At 65.9% G+C, this 25,436-nt stretch carries 20 protein-coding genes; 12 read left to right on the top strand and 8 right to left on the bottom strand.

Going from position 1 to position 25,436, the window contains the following annotated elements; translation table 11 throughout:
• The first annotated feature begins 18 nt into the window (after window positions 1-18).
• The 9 genes from ACIBK2_RS23400 (at window position 19) to ACIBK2_RS23360 (ending at window position 12,546) form a co-directional block, all read left to right on the top strand.
• Window positions 19-864, top strand: a complete 846-nt coding sequence (locus ACIBK2_RS23400) for a helix-turn-helix domain-containing protein (protein ID WP_396969734.1) — start codon at window positions 19-21, stop codon at window positions 862-864.
• Between the two features lie 556 nt (window positions 865-1,420).
• Window positions 1,421-2,566 (top strand): MFS transporter, encoded by a 1,146-nt coding sequence (locus ACIBK2_RS23395; protein WP_396969732.1) that lies wholly within the window; start codon window positions 1,421-1,423, stop codon window positions 2,564-2,566.
• A gap of 40 nt (window positions 2,567-2,606) precedes the next feature.
• Entirely contained in the window at window positions 2,607-3,842 is a 1,236-nt protein-coding gene (locus ACIBK2_RS23390; protein ID WP_396969730.1) for an aminotransferase class I/II-fold pyridoxal phosphate-dependent enzyme, read from the top strand.
• The gene (locus ACIBK2_RS23385; protein WP_396969729.1) at window positions 3,839-5,404 is read left to right on the top strand and encodes a carboxyl transferase domain-containing protein; all 1,566 of its coding nucleotides are present in this window, start codon (window positions 3,839-3,841) and stop codon (window positions 5,402-5,404) included. The genes ACIBK2_RS23390 and ACIBK2_RS23385 overlap by 4 nt, the downstream gene beginning before the upstream one ends.
• The gene (locus ACIBK2_RS23380; protein ID WP_396969727.1) at window positions 5,401-7,341 is read left to right on the top strand and encodes a biotin carboxylase N-terminal domain-containing protein; all 1,941 of its coding nucleotides are present in this window, start codon (window positions 5,401-5,403) and stop codon (window positions 7,339-7,341) included. Before ACIBK2_RS23385 ends, ACIBK2_RS23380 begins: the two co-directional genes overlap by 4 nt.
• A 32-nt stretch (window positions 7,342-7,373) precedes the next feature.
• On the top strand, window positions 7,374-8,975 hold the full coding sequence (locus tag ACIBK2_RS23375; RefSeq protein WP_396969725.1) for an ABC transporter substrate-binding protein: 1,602 nt from the start codon (window positions 7,374-7,376) through the stop codon (window positions 8,973-8,975).
• Window positions 8,976-9,011: 36 nt separating this feature from the next.
• Complete coding sequence (locus ACIBK2_RS23370) at window positions 9,012-10,022, top strand: ABC transporter permease (RefSeq protein ID WP_396969723.1); 1,011 nt, start codon at window positions 9,012-9,014, stop codon at window positions 10,020-10,022.
• The gene (locus ACIBK2_RS23365; RefSeq protein ID WP_396969721.1) at window positions 10,019-10,885 is read left to right on the top strand and encodes an ABC transporter permease; all 867 of its coding nucleotides are present in this window, start codon (window positions 10,019-10,021) and stop codon (window positions 10,883-10,885) included. The genes ACIBK2_RS23370 and ACIBK2_RS23365 overlap by 4 nt, the downstream gene beginning before the upstream one ends.
• On the top strand, window positions 10,882-12,546 hold the full coding sequence (locus ACIBK2_RS23360) for a dipeptide ABC transporter ATP-binding protein (protein ID WP_396969719.1): 1,665 nt from the start codon (window positions 10,882-10,884) through the stop codon (window positions 12,544-12,546). The genes ACIBK2_RS23365 and ACIBK2_RS23360 overlap by 4 nt, the downstream gene beginning before the upstream one ends.
• A 59-nt stretch (window positions 12,547-12,605) precedes the next feature.
• Here the strand turns inward: ACIBK2_RS23360 and ACIBK2_RS23355 are convergent, their stop codons facing one another.
• The gene (locus ACIBK2_RS23355) at window positions 12,606-13,100 is read right to left on the bottom strand and encodes a histidine kinase (RefSeq protein ID WP_396969717.1); all 495 of its coding nucleotides are present in this window, start codon (window positions 13,098-13,100) and stop codon (window positions 12,606-12,608) included.
• A 236-nt stretch (window positions 13,101-13,336) separates the two neighbouring features.
• Between ACIBK2_RS23355 and ACIBK2_RS23350 the strand changes: the two genes are divergently transcribed.
• Window positions 13,337-15,034, top strand: coding sequence for a hypothetical protein (locus ACIBK2_RS23350; RefSeq protein ID WP_396969716.1), 1,698 nt, complete (start codon window positions 13,337-13,339; stop codon window positions 15,032-15,034).
• 693 nt (window positions 15,035-15,727) lie between these two features.
• Here ACIBK2_RS23350 and ACIBK2_RS23345 read toward each other — a convergent pair.
• From ACIBK2_RS23345 to ACIBK2_RS23335, 3 genes are all read right to left on the bottom strand, one after another.
• On the bottom strand, window positions 15,728-16,063 hold the full coding sequence (locus ACIBK2_RS23345) for a hypothetical protein (protein ID WP_396969715.1): 336 nt from the start codon (window positions 16,061-16,063) through the stop codon (window positions 15,728-15,730).
• A gap of 113 nt (window positions 16,064-16,176) precedes the next feature.
• The gene (locus ACIBK2_RS23340) at window positions 16,177-17,964 is read right to left on the bottom strand and encodes a HEAT repeat domain-containing protein (RefSeq protein ID WP_396969713.1); all 1,788 of its coding nucleotides are present in this window, start codon (window positions 17,962-17,964) and stop codon (window positions 16,177-16,179) included.
• A gap of 322 nt (window positions 17,965-18,286) precedes the next feature.
• On the bottom strand, window positions 18,287-18,754 hold the full coding sequence (locus tag ACIBK2_RS23335; protein WP_396969712.1) for a VOC family protein: 468 nt from the start codon (window positions 18,752-18,754) through the stop codon (window positions 18,287-18,289).
• Window positions 18,755-18,866: 112 nt separating this feature from the next.
• Here ACIBK2_RS23335 and ACIBK2_RS23330 point away from each other — a divergent pair, with 112 nt between their 5' ends.
• Window positions 18,867-19,856, top strand: coding sequence for a helix-turn-helix transcriptional regulator (locus ACIBK2_RS23330; RefSeq protein WP_396969710.1), 990 nt, complete (start codon window positions 18,867-18,869; stop codon window positions 19,854-19,856).
• A gap of 208 nt (window positions 19,857-20,064) precedes the next feature.
• On the opposite strand, the gene ACIBK2_RS23325 is transcribed toward ACIBK2_RS23330, so the two are convergent.
• A complete protein-coding gene (locus tag ACIBK2_RS23325; protein WP_396969708.1) occupies window positions 20,065-20,916 on the bottom strand; it encodes an alpha/beta hydrolase in 852 nt (283 codons plus the stop codon).
• A gap of 506 nt (window positions 20,917-21,422) precedes the next feature.
• Window positions 21,423-22,154: a hypothetical protein gene (locus ACIBK2_RS23320; protein ID WP_396969707.1), complete on the bottom strand. Its 732-nt coding sequence runs from the start codon at window positions 22,152-22,154 to the stop codon at window positions 21,423-21,425.
• Window positions 22,155-22,451: 297 nt separating this feature from the next.
• Here ACIBK2_RS23320 and ACIBK2_RS23315 point away from each other — a divergent pair, with 297 nt between their 5' ends.
• Complete coding sequence (locus tag ACIBK2_RS23315; RefSeq protein ID WP_396969705.1) at window positions 22,452-22,946, top strand: SMI1/KNR4 family protein; 495 nt, start codon at window positions 22,452-22,454, stop codon at window positions 22,944-22,946.
• Window positions 22,947-22,961: 15 nt separating this feature from the next.
• On the opposite strand, the gene ACIBK2_RS23310 is transcribed toward ACIBK2_RS23315, so the two are convergent.
• Entirely contained in the window at window positions 22,962-23,213 is a 252-nt protein-coding gene (locus ACIBK2_RS23310; RefSeq protein WP_396969703.1) for a hypothetical protein, read from the bottom strand.
• 249 nt (window positions 23,214-23,462) lie between these two features.
• Window positions 23,463-25,256 (bottom strand): multicopper oxidase family protein, encoded by a 1,794-nt coding sequence (locus tag ACIBK2_RS23305; protein WP_396969701.1) that lies wholly within the window; start codon window positions 25,254-25,256, stop codon window positions 23,463-23,465.
• Window positions 25,257-25,436: the final 180 nt, after the last annotated feature.

The following is a 25,436-nucleotide window of genomic DNA, read 5'->3' as shown; positions in this document are numbered from 1 at the left end:
GAACGGACCGACATGGCAATGGACAACTCTCGAAGCCTCGGCCCACTCCTCCGCGAATACCGTGATCGCCTCTTGCCCACCGATCTCGGCCTGCCACGACTGCCCGGCAGCCGCCGCACGCCCGGACTGCGGCGTGCGGAACTCGCCGAATTGGCCGGAGTGTCAGAGGATTACATCAAGCGCCTGGAGCAGGGGCGCAGCCATCCGTCCGCATCGGTCGTCAACTCGCTGGCCCGCGCGCTGCGACTCTCCCAGGCCGAATACGAACAGCTGTCCGCGCTGTCCGGGCACGCGATAGCCGCGCCTGGAGCCGTGCACCGCACCATCGACGCGGCGACGCAGCAACTCCTGGAACGGCTCGGGGATACGCCGGTCGCCGTCTACGACGCGGGCTGGACCCTGCTGGCGTACAACGCGATCGGCGTTCGCGTGTTCGGCGAACCCGCCGACAATGCCCACCAACGGAATATGGCCTGGAGATTCTTTATGGAACCCGCCAATTTCGGTTGGGCATCAGATGCGCAGGAGAAGCAGTTCAAGACGGCATTGGTCGCCGATCTGCGTGACGCGGCGAATCGCTATCCACACGATGCGGATCTGGCGAAACTCATCGCGGAGCTGCGGGCCTCGCACGGTGGTTTCGACGATCTTTGGTGCAGTGGATCGGCCGCCAAATTCGTTGGCACGACCGGAGTTACGCATCATCCCAACGTCGGGCTGATCACCCTCGACGCGAACGCACTCACCGTGCCCGCCGGTGATCTCAAGATGGTCGTCTTCACCGCCAAGCCGGGAACCCGCGACGCCCACCGCCTGACCGCGCTCGGCGAGGACCACACTCGCCTGCTGCACTACCCGCAGTAACCGTCTTGCTGCAGTGCTCACTCGGTGTTGATCCCCCGAGTGCAGCTCGACCACGAGTAGACGACAGCGTCGTGCCATGGTGACGACCAGTTCAGCGGCCGGTTGCTGACGGCCTTGGACCGGATCTGCCTGCCGCCGAACAGCAATCGGCACCTCGACGTGTCGGAACCAGGATGGCTGGATCAGCCCTGACGGCGGCTCTCCGGGCGGGTCTTGTTCGCCCGCAATTGAACTCGATGCCGACCCGATAGGTCGGTTCAACAGTGTCGAGCGGGGGTACCCTTGGCGGCCACACGGCGCCGACCAAGATTGACCTCTGTGCGGAACCTGCTGGGCGGCAAAGCATTCCGGCAGAATCAACGGGATTTTAACCCTCGCATCGTTGGTTACCGGCAGGTAATCATGTCTTAGACGGATCGATGGGGTCATCGATCCACACCGACATGCCGGGCTCAACTGACCTGCGGCGCACATCTATCGGGTGTAGGGGATTGAATTGGTTGTGCGGCAGGAATCCGGGAGCGTTGTATCTCCGACGGTAGGCAGCCGATCCGTTGTGCTGACCGCGTGTAGCGCGGTCGCCGCGGCGCAGATGGCGACCACCATCTATCTTCCGAGTATGCCCGCGCTGGGCGCCGACATCGGGGCCAGTGACTCGACGCTGCAGTTGTCGGTGGCGGTCTTCGTGGTGTTCGCCGCGCTGCCGGTGGTCGCCTGGGGCCGGGCGGCGGAACGGTTCGGGCGGGTGCCGGCGTTCGTGGCGGCGGGGCTGTGCTTCATCCTCGCCAGTGCGGGCCTCGCGCTGGTCACGAACGCGCCGGAACTGCTCGGACTGCGGATTGTGCAGGCGATCGGTGCGGGCGGCATTGCCGTCGTCGCGCGGATGATGATCAAGGACCTGTTCTCGGGTGCTGAACTCGCGCGGCAACTTTCGCTGTTGTCGATGGCGTTCGTCGTCGCGCTCGGCGGCGGGCAGGTGGTCGGCGGCGCCATCACCTCGACGGTCGGGTGGCGCTACGGATTCGTGGCGCTGGCCGTACTCGCTGCGATTCCCGTCGCGCTCGCCCTGCGGATTTCGCTGCCGCGGCCGGAGTCGAAGTCCCCGGCCAAGGGCACGGTGCGCAGGCTGATCAAAGATCGGATCTTCGTCGCCAGCGCGGTCGCCGGCGGTATCGGGTTCGCCATTATTGTCATGATCCAGCAGAAGTCGGCGTTCATCTTCGCCGACCGATTCTCGTTGCAGCCGTGGGTATTCGGCCTCTTCGGCGTCCTGTACGGCGCGGCGTACCTGGCCGGTGCGACCTATGTGCGGCGCACCGTCCGCCGCCTCGGTGCGCGCACCATGATGCGGCAGGGCGCGTGGATCATGCTGGCCGGCTGCGTGCTCATCACCGTGGTCTGGGTGTTCGAGCCGCACCGCGCGATCGCACTGCCGATCTTCCTGGCCGGCTACGTCGCGACCACCTTCGGGCAGGCGACATTGTTCCCCAACAGCGCCGCGCACGCGGTCAGCCATCTCGTCTCCGGTGCCGCGATCGCGGTCACCTGGTGCGCGCTGATCCAGCAGGGCCTGGCGGGTATCGCCTCGCTGGCCGGACCATCGCTGGCCGGGTTGATCGCCTGGTCCATCGCTATCACCCTGCTCGCCGCAGTGAACGTACTCGTTGTTGCGGCACCGGAAAAGCCTGCCACTACTTCTTGATTCATCGATCGACGCGCACGCCAACAAAGGAATAAGGGGAATGGTTACTCATCAATTCGCCAATGTCCGTCGGCAGTTGCATTTGAGCAACTCCTTCTGGGACGACAGCGCAGCTCACGGCCTGGTCGATATCGTCGCAGCGGATATGCGCGACGGCCACGTGCACGACCGGGACGGCCGCACGATCGTCAACTTTTCGTCGTATTCGTATCTCGGCCTGGACAGCGACCCGCGCATAGTCGCGGGCGCCCACCGTGGACTCGACGAAACCGCGACGATCAATTCCTCCATCTCCCGCATGCGAATTCGGCTCGCACTGTTGGAAGAGGCCGAGCAACGCCTGTCGCAGACCTTCGGCGCAGAGGCTGTCACGGTCTCGTCCTGTGCCGCCGCGGCCTGGGCGACGCTGCCGCTGCTGGCCTCCGGCGAGCTCACCGACGGGCACCCACCGCTGGTCGTCTTCGACAAGAACGCGCACTTCTGTCTGAACGCGATGAAACCGCTGGTCGCGGACGAGACCGAGCTGGTCACGATCGCGCACAACGATATCGCCGCCTTGGAAGAGTTGTGCCGCAACCACTCTCACGTCGCCTATGTCGCCGACGGCGTCTACAGCACGGGCGGTGGCGCACCGCTGGACGAGCTGTTCCGACTCCAGGACGAGTACGGGCTGTTCCTGTATTTCGATGAGGCACACGGCATCTCGACCCTGGGCTCGCGAGGGCGCGGATACGTCCTCGGGGCCTACGAAGGCTGGCGGGACCGCACGCTCGTAATCGCCTCGCTCAACAAAGGTTTCGGGGCCAGCGGCGGTGTCATCTTCTTCGGCGCACTCGGCGATGAGGCCCTGAAGAACACGCTACTGCGCACCAGCGGGCCACTGATGTGGTCCCAGCGAATCAACACGGCCGGACTCGGCGCCATCGTCGCGGCCTGCGATCTGCATGACGACGGCACGGTCGATGACCGTCAGATCGCACTGCAGGAACGCATTCGGCTCTTCGACTCGCTGGTCGACACCGACCTGGCCGGCGACGGCCTGCCCATCCGATTCGTCAGTATCGGCGAGGAGGACGGCACCATCGCCGTGGCACGGGACATGCTCGGCGCGGGCTTCTACACCTCGCCCATCTTCTTCCCGATCATTCGCCGCGGCAGCGCCGGCCTGCGCCTCATGCTGCGGGCCGACCTCGAGCCCGACACGATTCGCCGATTCGCCGACACCCTGAACGCGAGTCTCGCCGCACATCAGGATCGAGCGGAGCTACCGGCATGACCGTCACCGTCGAGCACAACATCGGATTCGAAGCACAACGCAAACTGCTGCGCGACCACAACGCGGGCATAGTGGCGCCGCGCCGCCGGAAGGGTGACGCCAAACTGCCGGTCCGGGAACGGGTGAACCGCATCCTCGACCCGGGCACACCGTTCCTGGAGATCGGCCGCCTCGCCGCGCACGACGTGTACGACACCGACCTGCCCGCCGCCGCGCTCGTCGTCGGGATCGGCAGCATCCACGGCCGTCCCTGCATGGTGTTCGCCAACGACCCGCACGTCAAAGGCGGCACCTATTACCCGCTCACCATCAAGAAGCAGTTGCGTGGGCAGAAATTGGCCCGCGAATACCGCCTGCCGTGCGTCTACCTCGCCGATTCGGGTGGCATCTATCTCCCGTTGCAGGAAGAGATCTTCCCGGACGAAGAGCACCTGGGGAAGATGTTCCGCAACATCGCGGAGATGTCCGCGCTCGGCCTGCCCCAGATTTCCGCCGTGCTCGGAATCTGTACTGCGGGAGGCGCTTACATTCCCGCGATGAGCGATGAGACCGTTATGGTGAAAGACCTCAGCACGGTCTTCCTCGGCGGCCCGCAACTGGTCGAAGCCGCCACCGGCATCAAGGTCGACGCGCAAACACTCGGCGGCGCGGACCTGCACGTGCGGGAGACCGCCGTCGCGGATCATCTGGCGATGAACGAGGTGGAAGCGCTGGCGATGGTGCGGGATATCGTCGCCCGCACGCCGGGCGACAAGGTGCGTCCACCGGCCTTCGCGGCGCTCGAGCCCGCCGACGATCCGGCGCGGCTGCCGGAGCTGATTCCGGCGACCACGAAGAAGGAGATGAACGTTCGCGCGATCCTGCGCTGCGTCGTCGACGCCACCTCGTGGGTGGAGTACCGCAAGGACTACGGCATCACCATGGTGTGCGCGACGGCGCGGATCGCCGGATACGAGGTGGGGATCGTCGCGAATCAGGGCGTGATCTTCCCCGACAGCGCGCTCAAGGCGACGAACTTCATTCAGATCTGCAATCAACGCCGCATCCCATTGCTGTTCGTGCACAACGTGAGTGGCTTCATGGTCGGCGAGCAATACGAGCGCGCTGGCATCGCGAAGCACGGCGCGAAAATGGTCAACGCCGTCTCGTGCGCGACGGTGCCCAAGATTTCGCTGGTGATCGGCGGCAGCTTCGGCGCCGCCAACTTCGCGATGTCGGGCCGCTCGATGGGCGGCCAGTTCATGGCCATGTGGCCCAACGCGCGCTCCACCGGCGTCGGCGGCGAGCAGGCGGCCGCGGTGATGGCAATTCTCAAGCGGGACAAGCTCCGTCGTGAGGGGAAGGAGCTCGGCGCGGAAGAGGAGGCGGCGATCAAACAGCCGATCATCGACAGTTTCGAACGTCAATCACACCCGGCGTATATCGCCGCCCGGATGTGGATCGACGCGGTCGTCGAACCGGAGGACACGCGCACCTGGCTCGCGCAATGCCTGTCGCTGGCGCATGAACGCTGGGATCGGCCGCAGCCGGACGCAGGCACTTTCGGGGTGTTCCGGCTGTGATCGCTACGCTACTCATCGCGAATCGGGGTGAGGTCGCGGCGCGGATCGCGCGGACCTGCCGCCGCCTCGGCATCGACTACGTCACCGTGAGTGTCGACGAGGATCGCGAGCTGACCTATCACGACGGTGCGGTGGCAACCGTGCGACTCCCCGCGGCCGGCGGCCACCTCGATGCTGCCGCCTTGGTGCGCGGTGCCGTCGAAACCGGCTGTGAAGCAGTACATCCCGGTTACGGCTTCCTCTCCGAGAACGCCGACTTCGCCCGCGCTGTCCGGTCCGCCGGATTGGTCTTCGTCGGCCCGAGTTCCCGGGTGATCGAGACCATGGCCGACAAGGCCTCCGCACTCACGGTCATGGCCGATGCGGGTGTCCCGGTGCTGCCCGGCACCCGGCAGGCGAGCGGCGACCTGGCGGCCCTGGCCCGCGCGGCCGAGGAGATCGGCTACCCGCTCATCGTCAAACCGGCCGGTGGCGGCGGTGGCAAGGGCATGTCGGTGGTGCGCTCCAGTGCTGACCTGCGCGAGTCGCTGGCCTCGGCCACCCGGACCGCGACAGCGGCCTTCGCGGACGGCCGCCTGCACCTGGAACGGTACGTAGAGCACGCGCGGCACATCGAAGTGCAGGTCTTCGGCGACGAATTCGGCAGTGTCGTACACCTTTTCGATCGGGACTGCTCATTGCAGCGACGACACCAGAAGGTGATCGAAGAGGCGCCCGCCCCGCGGATACCGGACGCCATCCGCGACCGGATTTTCGACGCCGCGGTGCGCGGTGCGCAGGCGTTGAACTACGTCGGCGCAGGCACTTTCGAGTTCCTACTGGTGGGCGACGAGTTCTTCTTCATCGAGATGAATACGCGCCTACAGGTCGAGCACACGGTCACCGAGGAGATCACCGGTATCGATCTGGTGGACTGGCAGCTGCGGGTAGCTTCGGGCGAGCCACTGCCCGCCACCCAGGAGCAGATCGCCTATTCCGGTGCCTCAGTGCAGGTTCGGATGTACGCCGAGGATCCGTTCCGGGCGTTCCTGCCCTGTCCTGGTGAACTCGAAGTGACGCAATGGCCGAATGTTCGCATCGAGCGCGCATTCGATCGCCACCTGAATGTCACCGGCGGATTCGACCCGATGATCGCGAAACTCGTTGCCACCGGCGCTACCCGCGACGAGGCGCTCGCCACTGCACGGCAAGCGTGCACGGACCTGCGCTGGACCGGTATCTCCACGAACCTCGGATTCGTCGGCCACGTCCTCGGTTCGCCGATCCTGGCGGCCGTCGAGCACGACACCGCCTACCTGGACCGCATCGACCCGACCGTGGCGTTCGCCGATCCAGATCTGCTGGGCGCCTTCGCAGTTGCCGCCGCACTGACCGCACCCGATCGCACGACCCCCTGGTCGGTGGGCGCAGCGGTCGGCGACCGCGCGTTGCTCGATCCCGCCGATCATGATCTCGGCAGCATCGATCTGACGGTCGACGGACGGCCATTCACCGTCCGCGTCAACGGCTACGACGGCGATGCGGTGCGGGTTCGCGCGGACACCGCCGACGGGGGTGTCGTGTGTGTTCGAACCAGCGTCGACACGATTTCGATCGGCTCGACACCCTGTGTGGTCCGACGCGCCGGGGAGGCCTGGGCCATCCAGGTCGCGGGCGTATCGAGGGAAGTCCGGTACGCGGAGTATCGCTCGTTCGGCAGCACCGCGACCGACCCCGAGATCCGTTCGCCCATGCCGGGCACCGTCGTTCGGCTCCATGTCGAATCGGGCACGCAGGTCGAGAAAGGCCAGCTGCTGGGCGTGGTCGAGGCCATGAAGATGGAGCACGAGTTGACCGCGACCCATCCCGGGATCGTCACCGTGACCGCAACCGAAGGCGCGGTCGTCACCACCGATCAACCACTATTTCTCATCGAAGATAGGAGCGCCGCACTGTGATGCGGACTCGGCGAATAGCAACAGCTCTCCTGGTGGCCACAGCGCTACTGGCCACCGCATGCGGTGGATCGGACACCACCGCGGGCACCTCGGCGCAACCGAAGAGCGGGGGCTCGCTCACCTGGGGTGTGGAGACGGAGCCGACCACCCTCAATCCGCACCTCAACGGTCAGAGCAACACCAGGATGATGTTGCGCAACACCTACGAGACGCTGCTGGCGCGCACCAAGGACGGCGGCTACGTGCCCTGGCTGGCCACCGGCCACGAGGTGTCGCCCGACGGGCTGACCTACACCTTCACCCTGCGCGACGGGGTGAAGTTCACCGACGGCAATCCGCTGACCGCGGCGGCGGTGGTTCGCAACTTCACCACCATGCAGGACGTGGCGTACTCCGGTGGGTTCTCGTCCGGGCCGCTGTCCAACCTCGGCGGGGTGAGCGCGCGCGACGAGCGAACGGTGGTCTTCACCTTGAAGAACCCGTACGCACCGTTCCTCGACTTCGCCGCGGGCTTCGACATCATCTCGCCGGCCGCGTTCGACAAGCCCCAGCTCAAAGCCGGTGGACCCGAGATCGCGGGCACCGGTCCGTTCATCCTCGATCGCTACGTCAAGGGTCAGGAACTGCACTTCAAGAAGAACCCGGACTACAACTGGGCGCCGCAGAACGCCGCCCATCAGGGCCCCGCCTACCTCGACGAGGTGACCTACCGGTTCCTGCCCGAGTCGTCGGTGCGCACCGGCGCCCTGACCTCCGGCCAGGTCGACCTCATCGAGGGGGTGTCCGGTAACGACGCGTCGCTGTTCGAGGGCGATTCCGGCTACACCTACCAGCGTTCGCTGAACAACGGTAGCCCGTACACGCTGTACTGGAATGCCACCTTCGGTCCGGCCACCGACGAGAAAGTCCGTAAGGCGCTGAACGATTCGGTCGACGTCGACGCGGTGTTGAAGTCGATCTATCGCGGCCAGCGGACCCGCGGCTGGGGTATCGCCTCCAGCGTCGACGCGCTGTTCTACGACAAGAGCATCGAAGGCGCCTACGGTCCGAACAAGGACGCCGCCAATCGCCTGCTCGACGAAGCAGGCTGGACGACAAAGGATTCCGACGGATTCCGGACCAAGAATGGTCAGCGACTGACCATCGATCTGGTCCAGGCGCAGTCCACCGTCCGCGATCAGCGTGAGGTGCTGTTGCAGGCGGTCCAGGCGCAGGCCAAGCAGAACGCGGGCATCGATCTGAAGCTCTCCTACGTCGATCTCGGCACCTATGCCGAACTTCGCAAGAACAACACCTTCGGTTCGATCGCCAACTCCGACACCATCACCGGCGGCATCGATATCGAAAACCATTGGTATCCATCGAATTCGAAGGGCACCCTCAACTACAGCCGGGCCGGCGACGCCGAACTGTCCGGCTGGCTGCAGGCCGCCGCCGCGACGACCGACAACACCGAACGCGCCAAGCAGTACGCGCAGTTGCAGCGATTCGCGTTGGTAGACAAGGCGTACGGGCTGCCGCTCTACATTCCGGAGAATCAGATCGCGGCCGCCGCGCACGTACACGGCGCGGGTTTCCGCCCCTACAAGCAACTTCCGGAGAACTCCTACGACGTATGGGTCGATCGTGGCTGACACGGTGCGCGGGCGAGCTGAACCGGCGTGGTGTCCATGACGCTCGAAATCACCGCACCGCCGACGGTGGAACTCGCGGCCGACACCGCACCCGATGCGCGCTGGTGGATCGCGAAACGGATTCTGCTGCGGTTGATCTCGGGTGTCGGCGTGCTGTGGGGCGCGGCCACGCTGTCGTTCATCGGCGTGCGGCTCGCCCCGGGTGACACGGTCGACGTGCTGCTCGGCGAACAGCCACGCACGCCGGAGGTCGAGGCGGCCATCCGCGCCGAGTGGGGGCTCGACAGCCCCGCGATCGTGCAGTACGCCAGATACCTGTGGCACGTGGCGCACGGGGACTTCGGGCGCTCCTATGTCCTGCAACGGCCGGTGTCGGAGGTGATCGGCTCGCAGGCCGGGCCCACGCTGGCGCTCACCGGGGCGGCGCTGCTGGTGGCCGTGGTGTTCGCGGTGGTCGTCGCGACGACCACCGCGCGGCGGCGGCGCGCCCGCGCCATCGCGAATGCGGTTGAGCTGGCGTTGATCTCGACGCCCGCGTTCTGGCTCGGCATCGTGCTGCTCTCGGTGTTCAGCTTCCAGTTGAAGATATTTCCGGTGGCGGCGAATAAGGGACTGCCCGCCCTGGTACTGCCCGCGGTCGCGCTCGGCCTGTCGCTCGGCGCGGTCGTCTCCCAGGTGCTGCGCGACGGGCTGGAGCGGGCGCTCGACGAGCCGTTCGCGGTGACGGTGCGCTCGTGGTCGGTGAGTGAGACCGAGCTGCGCCTGCGGCACGGGCTGCGCCATGCCGCGCTGCCCGCGGTGACCCTGACCGGCTGGCTGGTCGGCGGGCTGCTGGGCGGGGCGGTGATCATCGAAGAGGTCTTCGGCAGGCCCGGCCTCGGCCGGGTAACGGTGGATGCCGTACTGGCACAGGACCTTCCGGTGGTGCTCGCGGTCGCGATCCTCTCGGCGTTCGTCTACGTGGTGATCAGCACGCTGGTCGATCTGCTGTATCTGTGGCTCGACCCGCGACTGCGCGGGGACTCCCGAGGAGGGGAGGCACGATGACGAGTGTCGGTCTGCCACGCGCGACCGTCGATCGAATTGCGACGCGGGCAAGGAATTTCGATGTCCCGCCAGGTGTCGTCGGCGCAGCGCTGACGGTGATCCTGGTCGCCATAGCGGTGATCGCTCCCGCTGTGCTGGCCGGTGACGACCCACTGGCCGCCGATCCCCTTGCCGCCCAGCTCTCGCCGAGCGCGCAGCACTGGTTCGGCACCGATCATCTGGGCCGCGATGTCTTCACCCGGGTGGTCCACGGCGCGCGCTACTCACTGCTCATCGGGGTCACCGCCGTCGCGATCGCGGTGGTGGTCGGCACGGCGCTCGGCCTGCTGTCCGGGTTGTCTCGCGGGCTGCTCGACGAGCTGATCACCCGCTTCCTCGACGTGGTCTCCGCCTTCCCCGATCTGCTGCTCGCGCTGGTCCTGATCTCGTTCACCGGGCCGGGCACCACGAACCTGATCTTCGCGCTCGGCATCGCCTCCATTCCACGGTTCGCCAGGGTGGTGCGCGCCCAGACCCTCGTCGTCCAGGAGTCCGGGTATGTCGAACAGGCCCGCACCTTCGGACTCACCCGGGCCACGCTGGTGCGACGGCACGTCCTGCCGCACGCGGTGGCCCAGGTGCCGATCCTGGCCACCATCGGCCTCGGCACCGCGATCCTCGGCGCGGCGGGCCTGAGCTTCCTGGGGATGGGACCGCAACCCCCAGAACCGGAATGGGGCGCGATGCTCGCCGAGGGGCGCAACTATCTGCGCAACGCCTGGTGGATCTCGGTGCTGCCGGGTGTGGCGGTCACCGCCACGGTCATCGCGGTGAGTTCGCTTGGGCGGCACTGGCAACGGCACTACGACGGGAGGCCATCATGAGCCTGGTCTCGATCACGAACCTGCGCATCGGGTTTCCGGCGAAGGGCGGCGGGCACGATGTGGTGCACGGCATCGATCTGCGGATCGAGCCGGGTGAAGTCGTCGCGCTCGTCGGTGAGTCGGGTTCCGGAAAGTCGGTGACCGCGCGCGCTCTGCTCGGTCTGTCCGGACCGGGCGCCGCGGTCCGCGCGGACAGTCTCGAGCTCTTCGGGCACGATGCGCGCGCGTATCGCGAGCGGCAGTGGCGCCGGATCCGCGGCTCCGACATCGGATTCGTCCTGCAGGACGCGCTCGTGTCCCTCGATCCGCTGTGCACGATCGGCGCGACACTCGCACAGGTGCAACGCGCGCTGACGGATCTGCGCGGTCCGGCGCGCACCGCGCGCAGCGTGCGGTTGCTCACCGATGTGGGTGTGCCCGAACCCGAACGGCGCTTGCGCCAATATCCCCATGAACTCTCCGGCGGACTGCGCCAGCGGGTGCTGATCGCGACGGCGATCGCGGGCGATCCGCGCTTGATCATCGCCGACGAGCCGACCACCGCCCTCGATGTCACTGTGCAGCAACAGATTCTGGAGTTGCTCCGGCAGCGCAAGGCTGCGGGTAACGCGCTACTGCTGATCAGCCATGATCTCGCGGTGGTCGCGGAGTTGGCCGATCGAGTGCTGGTCATGAAGGACGGCACGGTCGTCGAGCAGGGGAGTATGCGCGACGTCCTGACTCGACCGGCGCACAGCTACACGAAACGATTGCTCGCCGCAGTTCCGTCGGCCGCCTCCCGCGGCACGACGCTGTCGATCCCTGATGACTCGTCGGCCGATGTTGACGTTCTGAACCGGACGCCGCTGCCGCCTCGCACGGTGGACGAGACCCGAATCGTGTTGTCGGTGCAGGATCTTCGGAAGACGTACGGCACTGGCCCGGCTGCCCGCACCGTGGTCGATGACGTCAACTTCGATCTGTTCGCCGGTGAGACGCTCGGCATTGTCGGTGAGTCGGGCTCCGGCAAGACGACCACCGCGCGCCTCGCGTTGCGACTCATCGCGCCGACCTCCGGGCGCATCGTCGTCGACGGCGAACCGTGGAGCGAATATTCTGACAGCGAACTACGCCGCCACCGCGGCACCGCGCAATTGATCGCCCAAGACCCGCTGAGCTCCTTCGACCCGCGCTACACCGTCGAACGGATCATCGGCGAAAGCTTGGACACGGTCGGCATTCGAGGCCGCGCCCGAGCGAACCGCGTCCGAGAAATGCTGGACGCGGTGCAACTCGGCCGGGAGTTCCTCGATCGTCATCCCCGCACCCTCTCCGGTGGGCAACGACAGCGCGTCGCCATCGCCCGCGCCATCGCACCCCGGCCTGCCTTGCTCGTCGCCGACGAGCCGGTATCCGCCCTCGACGTCTCGGTGCAGGCGCAGATACTCGACCTACTGGCCGTGCTGCAAGCGCAGTTCGGCACCGCGCTACTGCTCATCTCGCACGACCTCGGGGTAGTGCATCATGCCGCAGATCGCGTGGTCGTCATGAAGGACGGTCGCATCGTCGAATCCGGTGATGTCGACGCGATATTCGACGCACCGCAACACGACTACACCCGCCGGTTGGTGGCATCGGTTCCTCGACTGCCCTCGCGGCAGTCCAGCTCCGGTGTCATCTGAAGCCCTGCCGACGCAGGACGAGAGCAGAGGAAGCCACGGCAAAAGAATCGGGGCAGCGGTCAGCTGGCGCCTGCCGCCTCCAGCAGTCCCGGCACCGTCTTGGTGGTGTTGTGGCGGAAGATGTTGACCGCGCCTACCACCTCGTCGGACTCGTCGCGGATCGGGAAGACGTTGACCAGCGCGAGCAGCCGGAAACCATCGGGCTGTTCGCAGATGACGTCGGCGTCGCGGACGGTGCCGCCGTTGTTGATGACCACCGACGGCGGGGCCGCTTCGTGCGGCATGACCTCGCCGGACGGGTAACGCAGGCGGAACGCGCCGCAGTACTTCTCGCTCGTGCCCAGTTCGGGACTGCGGCCCCAGGCGCCGATGGCGGTCTTGTTGCAGGCGATCAGCGTGCCGTCCTTCTCCAGCACGTAGATGCCGACCTCGATGTCGTCCATGGCGGCCTGGTCGCCGAGTAGGCCACCGGGCACCAGGTGCCCGTCCTCGAGCTTGCCGTGAAACGTGAGATTGTCCAGTTCACCAGCGGTGATTTTTTGACTAATGCTCATGTCGCTTCCCTTTTACTCGGAATAGCTGCGTTAGATAAAGGAAATCCGGGCGCGTCGCTCAGCTGAGTAGAGGCTATTTCCGCACCTCGCGCACCTCAGGTGAGTGTACCGAAATTGCTGGCCGGACAGTCTATTTCACGAGGACGAACCAAGATCGAAACGGTGCGGCAACAGGGGAAGTGGTGTCGCGCGGGCGGCCCGTGGTTGCATGTGGGTGCAGGACGAGGCGGAGGATTATGGGATACGACTGCACATTGCACCTGGTGGACGAGGACGCGATCCGGGAGCAGTTCGTGCCGAGGTTGCTCGGACGTGCCACCGAGCCGACCGCGTTGGATCGAGTGCATCCTGGCGCCGAGGATCTGTGGCGGCAGGTGCGGGAGCTGCTGCTCGGAGCAGACGGGCGGGCTGCGGCGGAGGCGGTGTCTGTTGCGGCGGTCATGTTCAGCGCTTCGATGCTGCCGTACCGGTACGAGCGAGGACTGGCGCTGAGCCTCGCGTTCGAAGCGGGGCGGGTCTTCCCGGACGCGGTGTTCGTACCGAAGGCCGCCTACCAGCCGGACGGGCTGTTCGCCGAAGTCGTTGCGGCGCATCCGCAACTGAGTGGGCGATTCCCGTCGGGATGGTTCAGTGGGAACTATTCGACGGGCCTGTATGTGCCCGCCGAGCATGTCGCGGAAGTGCTGGCATGGGTACAAGAACAGCTCACGCCATTGCCGAAAGGCGAACAGCGGACCTACCGGGGAATCGTGGCGACCCTTCGGGCGGCGGTCGACCGCAAGCTCGGATATTGGGAGGCAACCGATCTCGCGGTACCCGCGGCCGGTGAGTTCCCGGGCGATCCGGAACTGATGTGGGCGCAGTACCTCGGCAACGACGGAACTCCGTCTCCTACGGTGGAGACCGCGCCACCCTCGCCGATCGCCAGCGTGCTCGATGACATCGTCGACGGATTCCTGTTGTCGCACAGCGCCGGTAGAACACCGCGGGTGGAACTGTGGGATCTCGACGCCTGGCCGCCACGTTTATCGTTGCAGCGCAACGAATTCTGGGTAGCAGCAGCACGGTCACCCACCGGCGGCTGGCTCGCGCAGTCCACCGCCGAGACCAAGGCCCGCCCGCGCGTATTCGGGCCGATCCTGGTGGACGGCGCAGCAGATGCGCCACGCGCACTGCCCGCCAAGGGGCCGAACGACGCCGACCTCTACGCGCACGAGTGCTACTTCCTCGGCACCCGCCCCGTGGTGCTGCACGACGTGAAGACACACCTGCTGAGATACGGCGGCCTGAATGTCGGCGACCCGCTGCCCGGCCCGCTGTGGCTCACGGAATCCGGTGCGTGGGAGCAGATTCCAGGTATCCCCGATGCGGCCGTGGTCCAGAGCGTGCTCGGCGACGCCGCGCGCCCGCTGACCGGAGCCGCCCGGCTCGCCAACGGCAGCACCGTATTGCTCTGGGACGGAAACGGTTACGAACTCAACCCGGCCGGCAGCGCCTGCGCCCGCACCTTCGAGATGAACGCCCAACGCTCCTTCGTCGATTTCACCTCGGTCCCCGCAGGAGATGACGGATTCTTCTATCTATCCGATCGCGACCTGTATGAGATCCATCGCGGCGGCACACCGATCCGGCATGCCGACGCATGGACGAACGTGATGGCGGTACGTCCGGGACCGAACGGCGGTCTGCTGCTGAAATTCGGCGGCAACGACGAGGGCGACGTCGGTGTCCTCTACTTCCCAGAGAACGGCACATACATCCCACTGCCGCCGGAGATGTTCGACGACAAATCCAACTACTCAGCCCTGTACTGGAGCCAGACGGCCGATCGAATCGTGGTGATAGGCGGTGGTTTCGTCGCCATTCCAGTGGAAGTGGTGCTGGCACAACAGAGATCGGCGGTGCCGGAGTTACTCACAGGAAAACCGGGGTAGGCCTTCGGCTTTCATGGACAGGTCACGTTGGGAAGTCCTTATGTGTACTTATCCGATAGGTGTACTTATCCAAGGGAATGACCGAGTAGTGCTGGGCGCGTCGCCTGCCGTACCCGGCTTTAGTTATCGGTCAGGTGCGCGATGTCGCGTTCCCGAGGTGGTCATCTGGCTGTGGTTGCGTTGCGAGAGTTCAATAATCAGCGAATCTCGCCTTCCGGGGTGGTTGAGCTACCGTCGCGCCCCCGCTGTGTGAGCCTCACACCCAGTACAGCGGGGGTGAGGCTCACACAGCGGGTGTACGGATAGGTTTTCGCGTGACGATCTGGCCGTGGTTGCGGCCCGAGAGCTCCGGTGCGGCCGAAACCCGTTGGTAGGGAAGGGGTTCACAGAGCATGCATACCCCTCACAACGGCTCTACACCCTGTGAAGGGTATGCAAACTCTGTGGGTTCGGCGTGGGCGGGTCGGTGAGGCGTCGGTCAGCGCCACTCGTGGCGGGTTCGGGCCGGATCGTACGGAATCTGCACCCTCTCTCGGGATCCGCACTGACACTAGGGCCCTATTCCGAGTGCAGATCCCGAGAGAGAGTGCGGGATCTGTGGGGTGGGTTGGGATAACAGCCGGGCCACGCGATCCGAAGCTGGGAGACCTGTGACGGGCGAGCCACAAACGGATGGTGGGCCGGTGCTGCGACTCAGTTGTCAGTGGTGTCCGTCAGTCGGTTTCGGAGCCATCCTTCGGTGCTTCCGGCATCCTGAGGCGCTCTCGGATCCAGCATCAGCGGTTTTGCGGCTCGGAGAGCATCGTCGAACGAGCTGAATGTGTGGTCGTGGCCCGTGAAACCAAATCCGTCGGCTATGTCGACCGATAGGCCCCATTCGTTGTCCTTGCCCTGGATCACGGCAAAATGCCCCTGCCGGCGGAGCTCGAGATCCAGTGCCCCCGAAGGGAACTCGGTGAAAGTGAAGACGATGTCCGAACCGAATTCTTGCCGTACCATGCTGTCCAGCTCGTGTCTGGACTGGTTCATGTTCCACCGCCTGGTTCGAAGTACACGACCGCTCCGGTCGATCTGCTGATGATTTCCATTGAACCGGATGGATAACTGGGTTCTCCTGCGGGGATCGGCTGCCGCCCTCCTTTTCAGCTGTCGAGTCGGCGTAACGCCTCGGCGGCCGCGTTTTGCACCCGGGGATCTGGATCGCCGAGCAGGCGGTCGAGTATTGCGCGTGGTGTGCGGACACCGAGTGTCGCGATCAGGTGCGCTGTCGCCGATCGCACCTTGGGGTCGAAATCTTGCGCCACTCGTTCGATGGTGTGTGGCATGGTCCATTCGCGCCGGTGGCCGAGTAGCCCGATGAAGGCGCGGCGCAGTCCGGGGTCGGCGTCCCATGCGGCATGGTCCGGGAATCGCAGCGGTCCGGTCATGGCGGCGAGGGCACGACCGGCCGCACTCCGGACCCGCGGCGCACCGGCGGTGAAGAGCTGCCACAGGGTCGGCTCGGCGCGTGGATCGGCGATACGGCCGAGCGCCCGAGCCGCAGCCACCGCATGCCGGGTATCGCACAGCCGGATCAGTGTGGCGAGGGCACGCTGGTCGCCGTGCTGCACCAGGATTCGGGCGGCTCGGTCACGTACGGTGGGGTCGACGTCGTCGATGGCGACGAGCGCGGCCTGCACCGCCGCTGCGGTGCTGATCCGGGTGAGTGCGCGCAGGCTGTGATCGCGGGTGTCGGCTGTCCCGGCGGTGGCCGTCTGCGTCAGAGTCTTGACCGCGTCGGCGGAACCGATCCGGCCGAGAGCGTCGATCCCGGGCGTCCAGTCCGGATGGGCGCGCAGTCGGAGGCAGATCGCGGGTCCGGCTGCTGTCGCGCGGAGTTTGCCCAGCGCATACGGTGCCTCGTACCACCATTCGGGCTCATCGAGATTCGCGATGAGAGCCGGAATGTGCGCCGCGCCGTAGGTAGCCAGCCACTGCGGATCTTCGTGCCACGGCGGGTCGAGCGGCGACAGGAAACGGTCTCGAAGAGCTTCCTCGGCCGCGGATCCGCCGACCGTGCGCAGCCTGCGCGCCGCCGCGAGGCGACACCAGCGCCAGTGCGGCTCGGAGCGCCGCAATATCTGGCCGAGAGTGACGATCTCGGCGGGCTCCGTGATGGCCGGTGGCAACCCGGTGATCGCGGCTGCCACCACTCCGGATCGCTCGTCGCCGAGCCGGCTGCGGAGGCGTTCGGCGTCGGTGGTCGCTCTTGTCGCAACCATCGCCTCCCAATGGTCTTGCGAATCCCACCATTTGTCGGCGAGCCAGGCAGCATGCGGCGCGCTGCTGGCGGTGTAGACGGCGCCGCGGATCGCGGCGTGGCAGCACTGGCGAAGTTCGGTCTGGTAGCCAGTGACCAGCTGGTTGAGAATCTGCGGATCTCGTTGAGCCGCAACCTGTCCGGCGAACTCATGCCAGTGCTCGGCCGGGCCGGTCGGCGCGGTCACGGGTACGGCGGCGGGCGCGTCCGGCGACGGCAGTCCCAGCTTCTCGCCGAGCAGTCGGTGGGCAGCACGCCAGTGCCGATATCGAGAGGGGGCGGCATCGGCCAACTCCGTCAACTCCACGAACCGGATCACTGCGGCTGCGCGCCGGACGGAGATCCTCTCGACGTACTCGATCGGTAGTTCCTGAGGCCCTTGTCGCAGCATCTCCACAATATCGACCACGCTGGCTGGGACTCCCCAACGCAGCAACTGCGCCGCATGAACTCCGGCGGTGGGTGCCGCCGACAACCATGCGGCCCACCTGATCGTGGTCCCGCCGGCTTCGCTTATTGCGCAGGCTCCGTTGGTTACTCGCTCGACGTAGGCCAACAACAGTCGTTCGTCGTACCACAGCCAGCCATCGTAGATTCGCGCCGCGATCCGCCGTATTCCCCTGTCGTCCACAAGTTCCCATTCAACCCGATCTCGTGAATGCGCGTCGTTGTGGTTTTGCGGACGTGCGCCGAGCGTCTTCGGCGGAGTTGCGACTGCGCGAGCGCGGGTGGGGTGTAGGCCACGTCGACGGGGCGAGATATGTTCCCGGCGAAACGATTTCATCGATGCGGTCGAGGACGTCGCCGAGGCGGGTGTCGGCTCCCGTGCGGGCCGAACATCAACGCGCCCAGGGGGTAGGCGCTGACCTCGATACCGGTGCGGCCGAGTGGGCGGATTCGCAGGGGATTCTCCTGCTTGCCGGGGTGCGGCCGGGCAGCCGCACCCCATGAGGTCAGGCCTGGGGGTACTCGGCGGCGACGTCGACGATCCACGTGACGCCGAAGCGGTCGGCCAGCATGCCGAAGGCGGGTGCCCACTGGGCGGGGCCGAACGGCTCGATCACGGTCGCGTCCTTGGCCAGGCCCTCCCACACCGGGGTGACCTCGTCGATGCTGTCGCCGCGGACGGAGAGGAAGAACGGCTCCGCGGTGATCGTGGTGCCGTTCTCGCGGCGGGTGGTGGGCGTGGTTGGCACGGTGAGTGCGTCCTGGCCGGGCACGTCGTAGGCCATCACTCGGAAGCCGTTGTCGGCGACGACCTGGCCGAACACGACGTTCGTCGCGCCGGGCAGTTCGGCGGGCATCCCGAAGTCGGCGTAGGTGGCGATGGTGAGCTGACCGCCGAACACCGACTGGTAGAACTCGAGGGCTTCGCGGGCCTGGCCGTGGAAGTTCAGGTGGGCGACAGCGTTGAGCGACATAGTGTTTCGTTCCTTCGCGAGTGGATTCGTAGCCGGAGGCTTCCGGCGACAAATGCCACGGTGTCACCAGTACCGGTCAGAGAACGTCCGCTACTCGTGGCAGCCTGGAGGCATGCCACTCGCTTCGTCGACGACCACCTCCAGCAGGCTGCTCTCGCTGCTGTCCCTGCTGCAGGCCCGCCGCGACTGGCCGGGCGGTCTGCTCGCCCAGCGGTTGGGCGTCAGCGACCGGACGGTGCGCCGCGACGTCGACCGGCTGCGCGAGCTCGGTTACCCCGTCCAAGCGGTCAAAGGACCCGATGGCGGCTATCGGCTCGAAGCGGGCCACCACGTGCCGCCATTGCTGTTCGACGAGGACCAGGCGGTCGCGCTCGCAGTGGCGCTGCGGATCGCAGTCGGGACGGGCGCGGGCATCGAGGAGGCGGCCGCGCGGGCGCTGGCCACCGTGCGGCAGGTCTTGCCGTCCCGGTTGCGGCAGCGCGTCGACGCACTGGAAATCAGCGCGGCCGGGCCCGGTGCCGATCCTCAGGTCGACACCGGTGTCCTGCTCACATTGAGCGCCGCCGTCCGCGCCGGGGAGGAGCTGCGGTTCGACTACCGTTCGCCGGGACGCCCAGAAGACACCGAGCCGCGACCGCCCCGCCGGGTGCAGCCGCACCACCTCGTCGTCCGGACCGGACGCTGGTATCTGGTCGGCTGGGATCCCGACCGCGCGGCCTGGCGGATCTACCGCGCCGACCGGATGACGCCGCGCGTCCCGAACGGACCGCGATTCCCACCCCGCGAAGTGCCGGGCGGCGACGTGGCCGTCTTCCTGTCCGCCCAGTTCAAAGGTTCCGAGCGCGCGGACGCTTGGCCCTGCCGCGGCGAGGTAATCCTCGACCTGCCCGCAACAGAGATTGCCCCGTTCGCAGGCGACGGCGTCGTCGAAGAACTCGGCACCGACCGGACCAAGTTGACGACAGGATCCTGGTCCTGGCCCGCCCTCGCCGCATCGCTGGCCCGCTTCGACACCGAGATCGAGGTGATCAGCCCGCCGGAGTTACGCGTCGCGTTCGCCGAACTGTCTCGCCGCGCAGGTCGCGCCGCAGGAACCGGCTAGGACGGTGGCCGAGCTGCCGCAGTTGCGCGCAGCCTCCACCGACATGCGCGGCGGCGCCTGGGTCGACGCGTCCGGCAAGGCCGTCGTCACACTGGGCTGGATGTGGAACTCATCGTCGAGGTGCCGAGTCTGCCGGATCCCGCGCCGGACCGCTGGGCGGCCGCCGCGGGATCGTGGACTGTTGTGTGGCAGCGGGATTCGCCCCGTTTCAGTGCAGGACCGTCGGGCTCAGCCAATCACGAACGGCGGCTTGGTATTCCGCAGTGTTCGGGGCCAGATTGACCGAATGCCCGCTGTTCGGCAGTACGAACGTGCGCAACCGGGCGGCGGAGTTGAAGAACGGTGCCTCCTCGGCGGCCAGGGTCGCCGTATTCGCGCAAGCGTTGAGGCACAACCGATCCGAGCTACCGTTGACCACCAGCACCGGGACGTCGATGGTGTTGGTGATCGGCGGCACGGTGGAGGTCAGTCCATCGGGATATTCGGTGAGCGCGAAGACGTCCTTTGTCGCCTCGTCGGTGGCGATCACCTGCGGATCATCGCCCGCGCCGTGGAAATCGGCGGCGCGGGTGCCCGGCCGCGTCGTCAGATAGCCCGGGTCGTAGCCCTGGCCTGCGAACTTGGGGTCGCTCGCGGCCGGCTGATAGGTGGCGACGACGGCGGTCACGCCGACCACGTCCAGGCTGTGCGAAAAGCCGGTGAGCAGAACGCCATCCACGTCATGATGGGTGCTCGCCTCATTGACGGCGATCCCGGAACTGAGCGAGTGGCCGCCGGTAATGATCTTGCTGAAAGCTTGTCCACCCAGTTGCCCCTGACGCAAGGCTCCGACGAGGCCGTGCAGGGCAATCACCGATGTGGTCGCGGTCAGCAGCGCGCTCGGTGGCCTGCTGCTGGCGCCGGTGCCGAACCGATCCACGACAAGTGTCGCGTACCCCGCGTTGTTCATCGCCCGCCGAAAACTATAGGTTTCCGGGTGGTACGGGAAATCCCAATAGGTGTGATTGTAGTTGGAACCCGGCAGCAATACCGTGATGGTGTTCGTAGCGGTGGCCGGCATGCAGAGGGTCGCGGACAGGTTTCCTAATAGCGGCTGCGGGAAGGAAATCGCTGAGCAGCCGCCCGGTGGAACGGGCTGCTCGGCATGCGCTACGGCGGGTGCGAAAAGCAGAACCGTTGACACGACAATTGTTCGGATCGAGACGCGCATGACGGGGATCTCCCCTCGGAGAAACGCGGGAAGGCCTGTGCGGCATTCCCGTTCGATAATTTGCTGCGGAGAGAGTAGCTCGTTGACGAGGCCGCGCGCTACGGCGATGTCGAAATCGAATGCATTGTTGCGCAAAGGAAACCGAAATTAGTCAGCTAGGCCCTCACGCAAAGTGTCGATGGGCAGCAGCATTTCACGATTGGATCAAAGGGCGTCGAGATCCGCGACAGTTTGCACAGCGCGCATATCAAGTGGGGTGCAGAGATTCTGCAGCCACCTCCGTGCGCGGTTTCCATTGGCGGCGTGCGGTATCGGCGTATGTCCGATCGATACCGCACGTCACCTGGCGGTGATTGTTACTTCGTTTTGCCCAAGCCGAGGTTGGGGAGCAGCGTGTAGGCGCCGGGTGCGCTCGGTTCGGCGGTCTGGGGTGTCTGCGGCGCTGTGCCGGATCCGATGACGGTTGTGGTGAAGATCGGTGCCGGGGACGGGTAGCAGGAGACCGGAACGTTCACCGCGAAGGGGCCTGCCTGCGCGTTGACGGTCATGGTCAGGCCCGGATCGGTGTAGCTGGTGCCGGCCAGCGTAGTTGTGATCGAGCCAGAGTTGCCTGCCGTCACGTTCACACCGATCGTGGGCAACGTGAACGTCGAACCACCAGCGAGCCGGTTCGTCACCTTGATTGCGGCGCGGCCGCCGCTGGTGTCGATCGTGGCGTTGACGGTGCCACCGCTCAGGGACGAGGAAACATAGGTGGAGTTGGTCGGGAACGGAGCGATCAATGTCAGATCGCGGACGTAATTAATCTTGTATCCCCCTTGATTACTGGGAATCTGCCCCTGGCCCGAGGTCAGTGTGATGGCGACCGCGGAACCGGGCGACGCCGTAGCCGGTGCCGAGCCGCTGACCTGCATGGCCATCGTCGATTCTTGCGGGGCGCCGATCGGCGGCCTGGCCTGACACTTGAAATTGACGGTCACCGGGTCCGCCGAGGCAGGCCCGGCCAACAGTGCGGCGGGCGCAAGGGCCAACGAGACAAGAGCCGAGATCGTGGATATACGAACGAATTTTGCCGAATGCGATTTCATCGCCGTTCCTCGTTAATCTTTTCGGGCGCACGAACGACCGCAACGAGCCGGACGTGGGCTGCGAGCAGTGAAGTAACAAACCAACCATCCGAAATTCGGATGCTTCTGATTCGGTACAACGATTATGTGCATAATGCACAGTGCAGATAAAGTCGCCCGACTGGGGATTTGACTGGGGAAGCGCATGCGGTTTTGACGCGAATTCCAGTGGGGCGCTGGCAGACCGGAGGGGCATCCGCCCTGACCCACCCGACAACACGGAGCCGAGGAGACGCAGTGCGGAACTGGAGCCAGCTCGTGACAACCACGGCTGAATTGCAAGAACGCGCGGCTGCGCTACACGATGAACCTTGGCGGTCGGCACCGCCGAACCCGCCGGCGACCGATGCTGATATCGCCGCCGCCGAGCAACGACTGGGCGTCTTTTTCGACGAGGCCTACCGTGAGCTGCTGCGCACCTGCGACGGCTGGCCGGTATTCGGCAGCAGCCACTTCTACGGCACCGGCGATCTCGGTGTGGGCGAGCTGTGGGTCACCACCACCGACGCCATCGCCGAATACTTCGCCAGCGAAGGTCGTGCGGCCACCAAAGCTCCCGACGGCCACGCCTTCGTCCTGATCGCGCACTCCAACGCCTCGTCGCGCTTCATCGTCGCGGCGTTCCCCACGTCGGCTCGGGAACCGTCCAGCCGGTGTTATGACTGCCAGTCCGGTGAAGACACGCCCTTCGACGACATCTATGCCTGGGCCGAGCGGGAGGCTCGAGGTATCGCCATCGACCTGAACAGCTGATCGCGAGTGCCCCTCCTATCGAGGAATCGAACGCAGGGCTGGGATGACGGATCGGCCCAGTTCCGCAAGGGCCGCAAGGGGATCGGGGCCGAGTGGGGGACCGAACGAGATGTGGCGGGCGCCGAGTTGGTGTAGTTGGAGGCAACCCTCGATCACTTCGTCGGGTGAGCCGACGACGGCCAGGGACATCATGCGGTCGTCGATGAATTCCACGGCTTTTTCGAGATCCCCTCCGGCATCAACGGGAGGTGTACTGAATGTGGTCATCACGCACTCCATCGCGAAAAAGCCGGTGCCACCTGGGCGGACAGCACCCGACCTGGTTCTCGATCAGCACTCTATGTGCCGTCATTTAACGGTACATACCGTTGTTTGATGGGCCATAATTTATGGGTAAGTTCGTGACGTGCGCCGACAACTCGAAGGACGGCTCGCAGAGACCAGCGCTGCCGGAGTGGTGGGCACCGCTGGTGTACAAGGCATTCGGGCTGTGCTCAGCCGGAGCGCACGACAATCTCAGTTGTCGGTGATCCGGAACGGGAGCATCATGTCGTGGTCCTCGTGATCGAGGTTGTGGCAGTGCCAGATGTATCCCTGGAGCGTCTGTCCGTCCGTTCCGCCGTGGTGCCCATGCGTCGCGTGGTCGCCGGGTGCGCGGAAGGGTAGGTCGGGATCGAAGCCGAGCTCCTCGATTGTGGGCCAGTACACCAGGATTCGCGTGATGCAGTCCGTCGGCGCGAGCACGGTGTCTTTCCAACCGGACTCCCACGGCTCCGGTGCCTGCTGCGGCGCGGTGACGAAGCTGTCGGCGCAGGGATTCCAGCGGGTCCCGAATTCCGGGATCGGCAGGTGCGCCGCGAGGTAGCTCCCAGCCCAGAACGGTTGCCTGCCCAGGACGCGAAACTTAGCCAGGTGCAGGTGAATTGGATGTTCGGTGCCGGTGATGTTGACGATGTCCCATCGTTCGACGGTGCCCGGCCGGATCATTTCCACATCGTCGGTGGTGAAGGGCAGATTGTTCTGGCTCAGCATGCCGGGCAGCACCGCTCCGGGGCGTGCGGTGTCGAGGTGGGTCAGCAGGGTCATCGTCCGAACCCGTTCCGGCTCAGCAAGTTCCGGCAGCCGCGGCGGTAGCCCGGTGCCGCCGCGCAATCGAGTCGGCGCCGGTGCGCGGTGGCCGCTGCTCGTTCCCGCGGTGAATCGCATGATGGTGGGTAGCGCCGGAACCAAGAAGATAGCGTTGCCGATCGCATTGGGTTCGTCATTGCACAGTTCGACAGACTCACCAGCCGATAAATCGCCGAAATCGACCAGGATGTCGGCTCTTTCACCGGCACCCAGCCTTATCGAGGTCGTCCGCACCGGCGCGTCCAGCAGTCCTTGGTCGGTGCCGATCACCAAGAAGGGCATGTTGTTCGAGAACCTGAACCGATAGGTGCGGGAGTTGGAGCCTTGCACGATCCGGAACCGGTAGCGGCCGCGCGCGACTGTCATTGTCGGCCAGGCGATGCCATTGACGCAGGCTACGTCACCGAAGGTGGCTGATTGGTTATAGCCTTGCGGCAGTAGGAATGTCGTGCGCGCTTGGAGTGAGCCGTCGGCGTTGAACGTGCGATCCTGAATCAGCAGCGGCACTTCGAACTCACCGGTGGGTAAGCCGAGCGGGTTGTCGGCTCGGCCGGTATCCCATTGATCGCGGACCAGATACGGTCCGGCCAGACCCGCGTAGATGTTGAGCCGGGTGATCCCCATGGCGTGATCGTGATACCACAGCGTCGCGGCTTCCTGGCGATTGTCGTAGGTGTTGTGCTGGGTTCCGCCCTTGCGCCAGTTCGCCATTGGATGGCCATCGGAGGCCGGTGCGGTGGGCGCCCCGTGCAGGTGCACCGTCATTCGCGGATCGGATCGATCGAATTCCGTCGCGTGCCGCATGGTGGTGTCGATATCGTCGGCGAGCGGGTGCGCGCCGATGCCGTTGTGAATGCTCAGCTCGGACTTCTCGCCGGACCGCGCTTCGAGAACCGGACCGAGGTGATCCTGGTCGTAGCCCAATGTCTGCGTGGGCGGCAGGTCCCGATGGAATCGGTGCGAGCCCGATCGCGCTGTCACCGTGCCGTCGGCGGACCGGATCTCCGGAATGGGCAAGGCGTCGACGAACGGGCGGATCGGCGGCGAGTGGAATCCCGTCGGATTCACCGGCGGTGCCGGCAGGTCCGGGACGGGGATCGGCGCGGGTGGAAGGGGAAACACCGGCGGCTCGGCGAGCGCGACGCGGACCGGCCGACCCGACATCGCGCCTGCCGTGGCCACGCTCGCCAGCATCCATAACGCCGCCCTGCGAGTGACCAATTCGACGCCCCTCCAAGCCGCAAAGCTGATGGTTGCCGCTGGGTAGCGTACCTGTCGCCGGTGGCCTTTCCGGGGCTCGACGCGAGCGTTCGGCGGGCCCGCGATGGCAAGACGGATTGCGACGCAAGCGGCTCACCTCCC

Source organism: Nocardia sp. NPDC050175, from assembly GCF_044459885.1.
Taxonomy (GTDB): domain Bacteria; phylum Actinomycetota; class Actinomycetes; order Mycobacteriales; family Mycobacteriaceae; genus Nocardia.
The sequence above is the reverse complement of the archived record's forward strand: the minus strand, read 5'-3'. Positions and strand labels throughout refer to the sequence as shown.

What these genes read in the sequence shown, in the direction of transcription:
- ACIBK2_RS23320 (WP_396969707.1), bottom strand. Translation starts at nt 22,154, where the DNA reads ATGAAATCGCATTCGGCAAAATTCGTTCGTATATCCACGATCTCGGCT.
- ACIBK2_RS23370 (WP_396969723.1), top strand. Translation starts at nt 9,012, where the DNA reads ATGACGCTCGAAATCACCGCACCGCCGACGGTGGAACTCGCGGCCGAC.
- ACIBK2_RS23335 (WP_396969712.1), bottom strand. Translation starts at nt 18,754, where the DNA reads ATGTCGCTCAACGCTGTCGCCCACCTGAACTTCCACGGCCAGGCCCGC.
- ACIBK2_RS23350 (WP_396969716.1), top strand. Translation starts at nt 13,337, where the DNA reads ATGGGATACGACTGCACATTGCACCTGGTGGACGAGGACGCGATCCGG.
- ACIBK2_RS23360 (WP_396969719.1), top strand. Translation starts at nt 10,882, where the DNA reads ATGAGCCTGGTCTCGATCACGAACCTGCGCATCGGGTTTCCGGCGAAG.
- ACIBK2_RS23400 (WP_396969734.1), top strand. Translation starts at nt 19, where the DNA reads ATGGACAACTCTCGAAGCCTCGGCCCACTCCTCCGCGAATACCGTGAT.
- ACIBK2_RS23325 (WP_396969708.1), bottom strand. Translation starts at nt 20,916, where the DNA reads ATGCCGGCCACCGCTACGAACACCATCACGGTATTGCTGCCGGGTTCC.
- ACIBK2_RS23365 (WP_396969721.1), top strand. Translation starts at nt 10,019, where the DNA reads ATGACGAGTGTCGGTCTGCCACGCGCGACCGTCGATCGAATTGCGACG.
- ACIBK2_RS23330 (WP_396969710.1), top strand. Translation starts at nt 18,867, where the DNA reads ATGCCACTCGCTTCGTCGACGACCACCTCCAGCAGGCTGCTCTCGCTG.
- ACIBK2_RS23345 (WP_396969715.1), bottom strand. Translation starts at nt 16,063, where the DNA reads ATGAACCAGTCCAGACACGAGCTGGACAGCATGGTACGGCAAGAATTC.
- ACIBK2_RS23390 (WP_396969730.1), top strand. Translation starts at nt 2,607, where the DNA reads ATGGTTACTCATCAATTCGCCAATGTCCGTCGGCAGTTGCATTTGAGC.
- ACIBK2_RS23355 (WP_396969717.1), bottom strand. Translation starts at nt 13,100, where the DNA reads ATGAGCATTAGTCAAAAAATCACCGCTGGTGAACTGGACAATCTCACG.
- ACIBK2_RS23385 (WP_396969729.1), top strand. Translation starts at nt 3,839, where the DNA reads ATGACCGTCACCGTCGAGCACAACATCGGATTCGAAGCACAACGCAAA.
- ACIBK2_RS23310 (WP_396969703.1), bottom strand. Translation starts at nt 23,213, where the DNA reads ATGACCACATTCAGTACACCTCCCGTTGATGCCGGAGGGGATCTCGAA.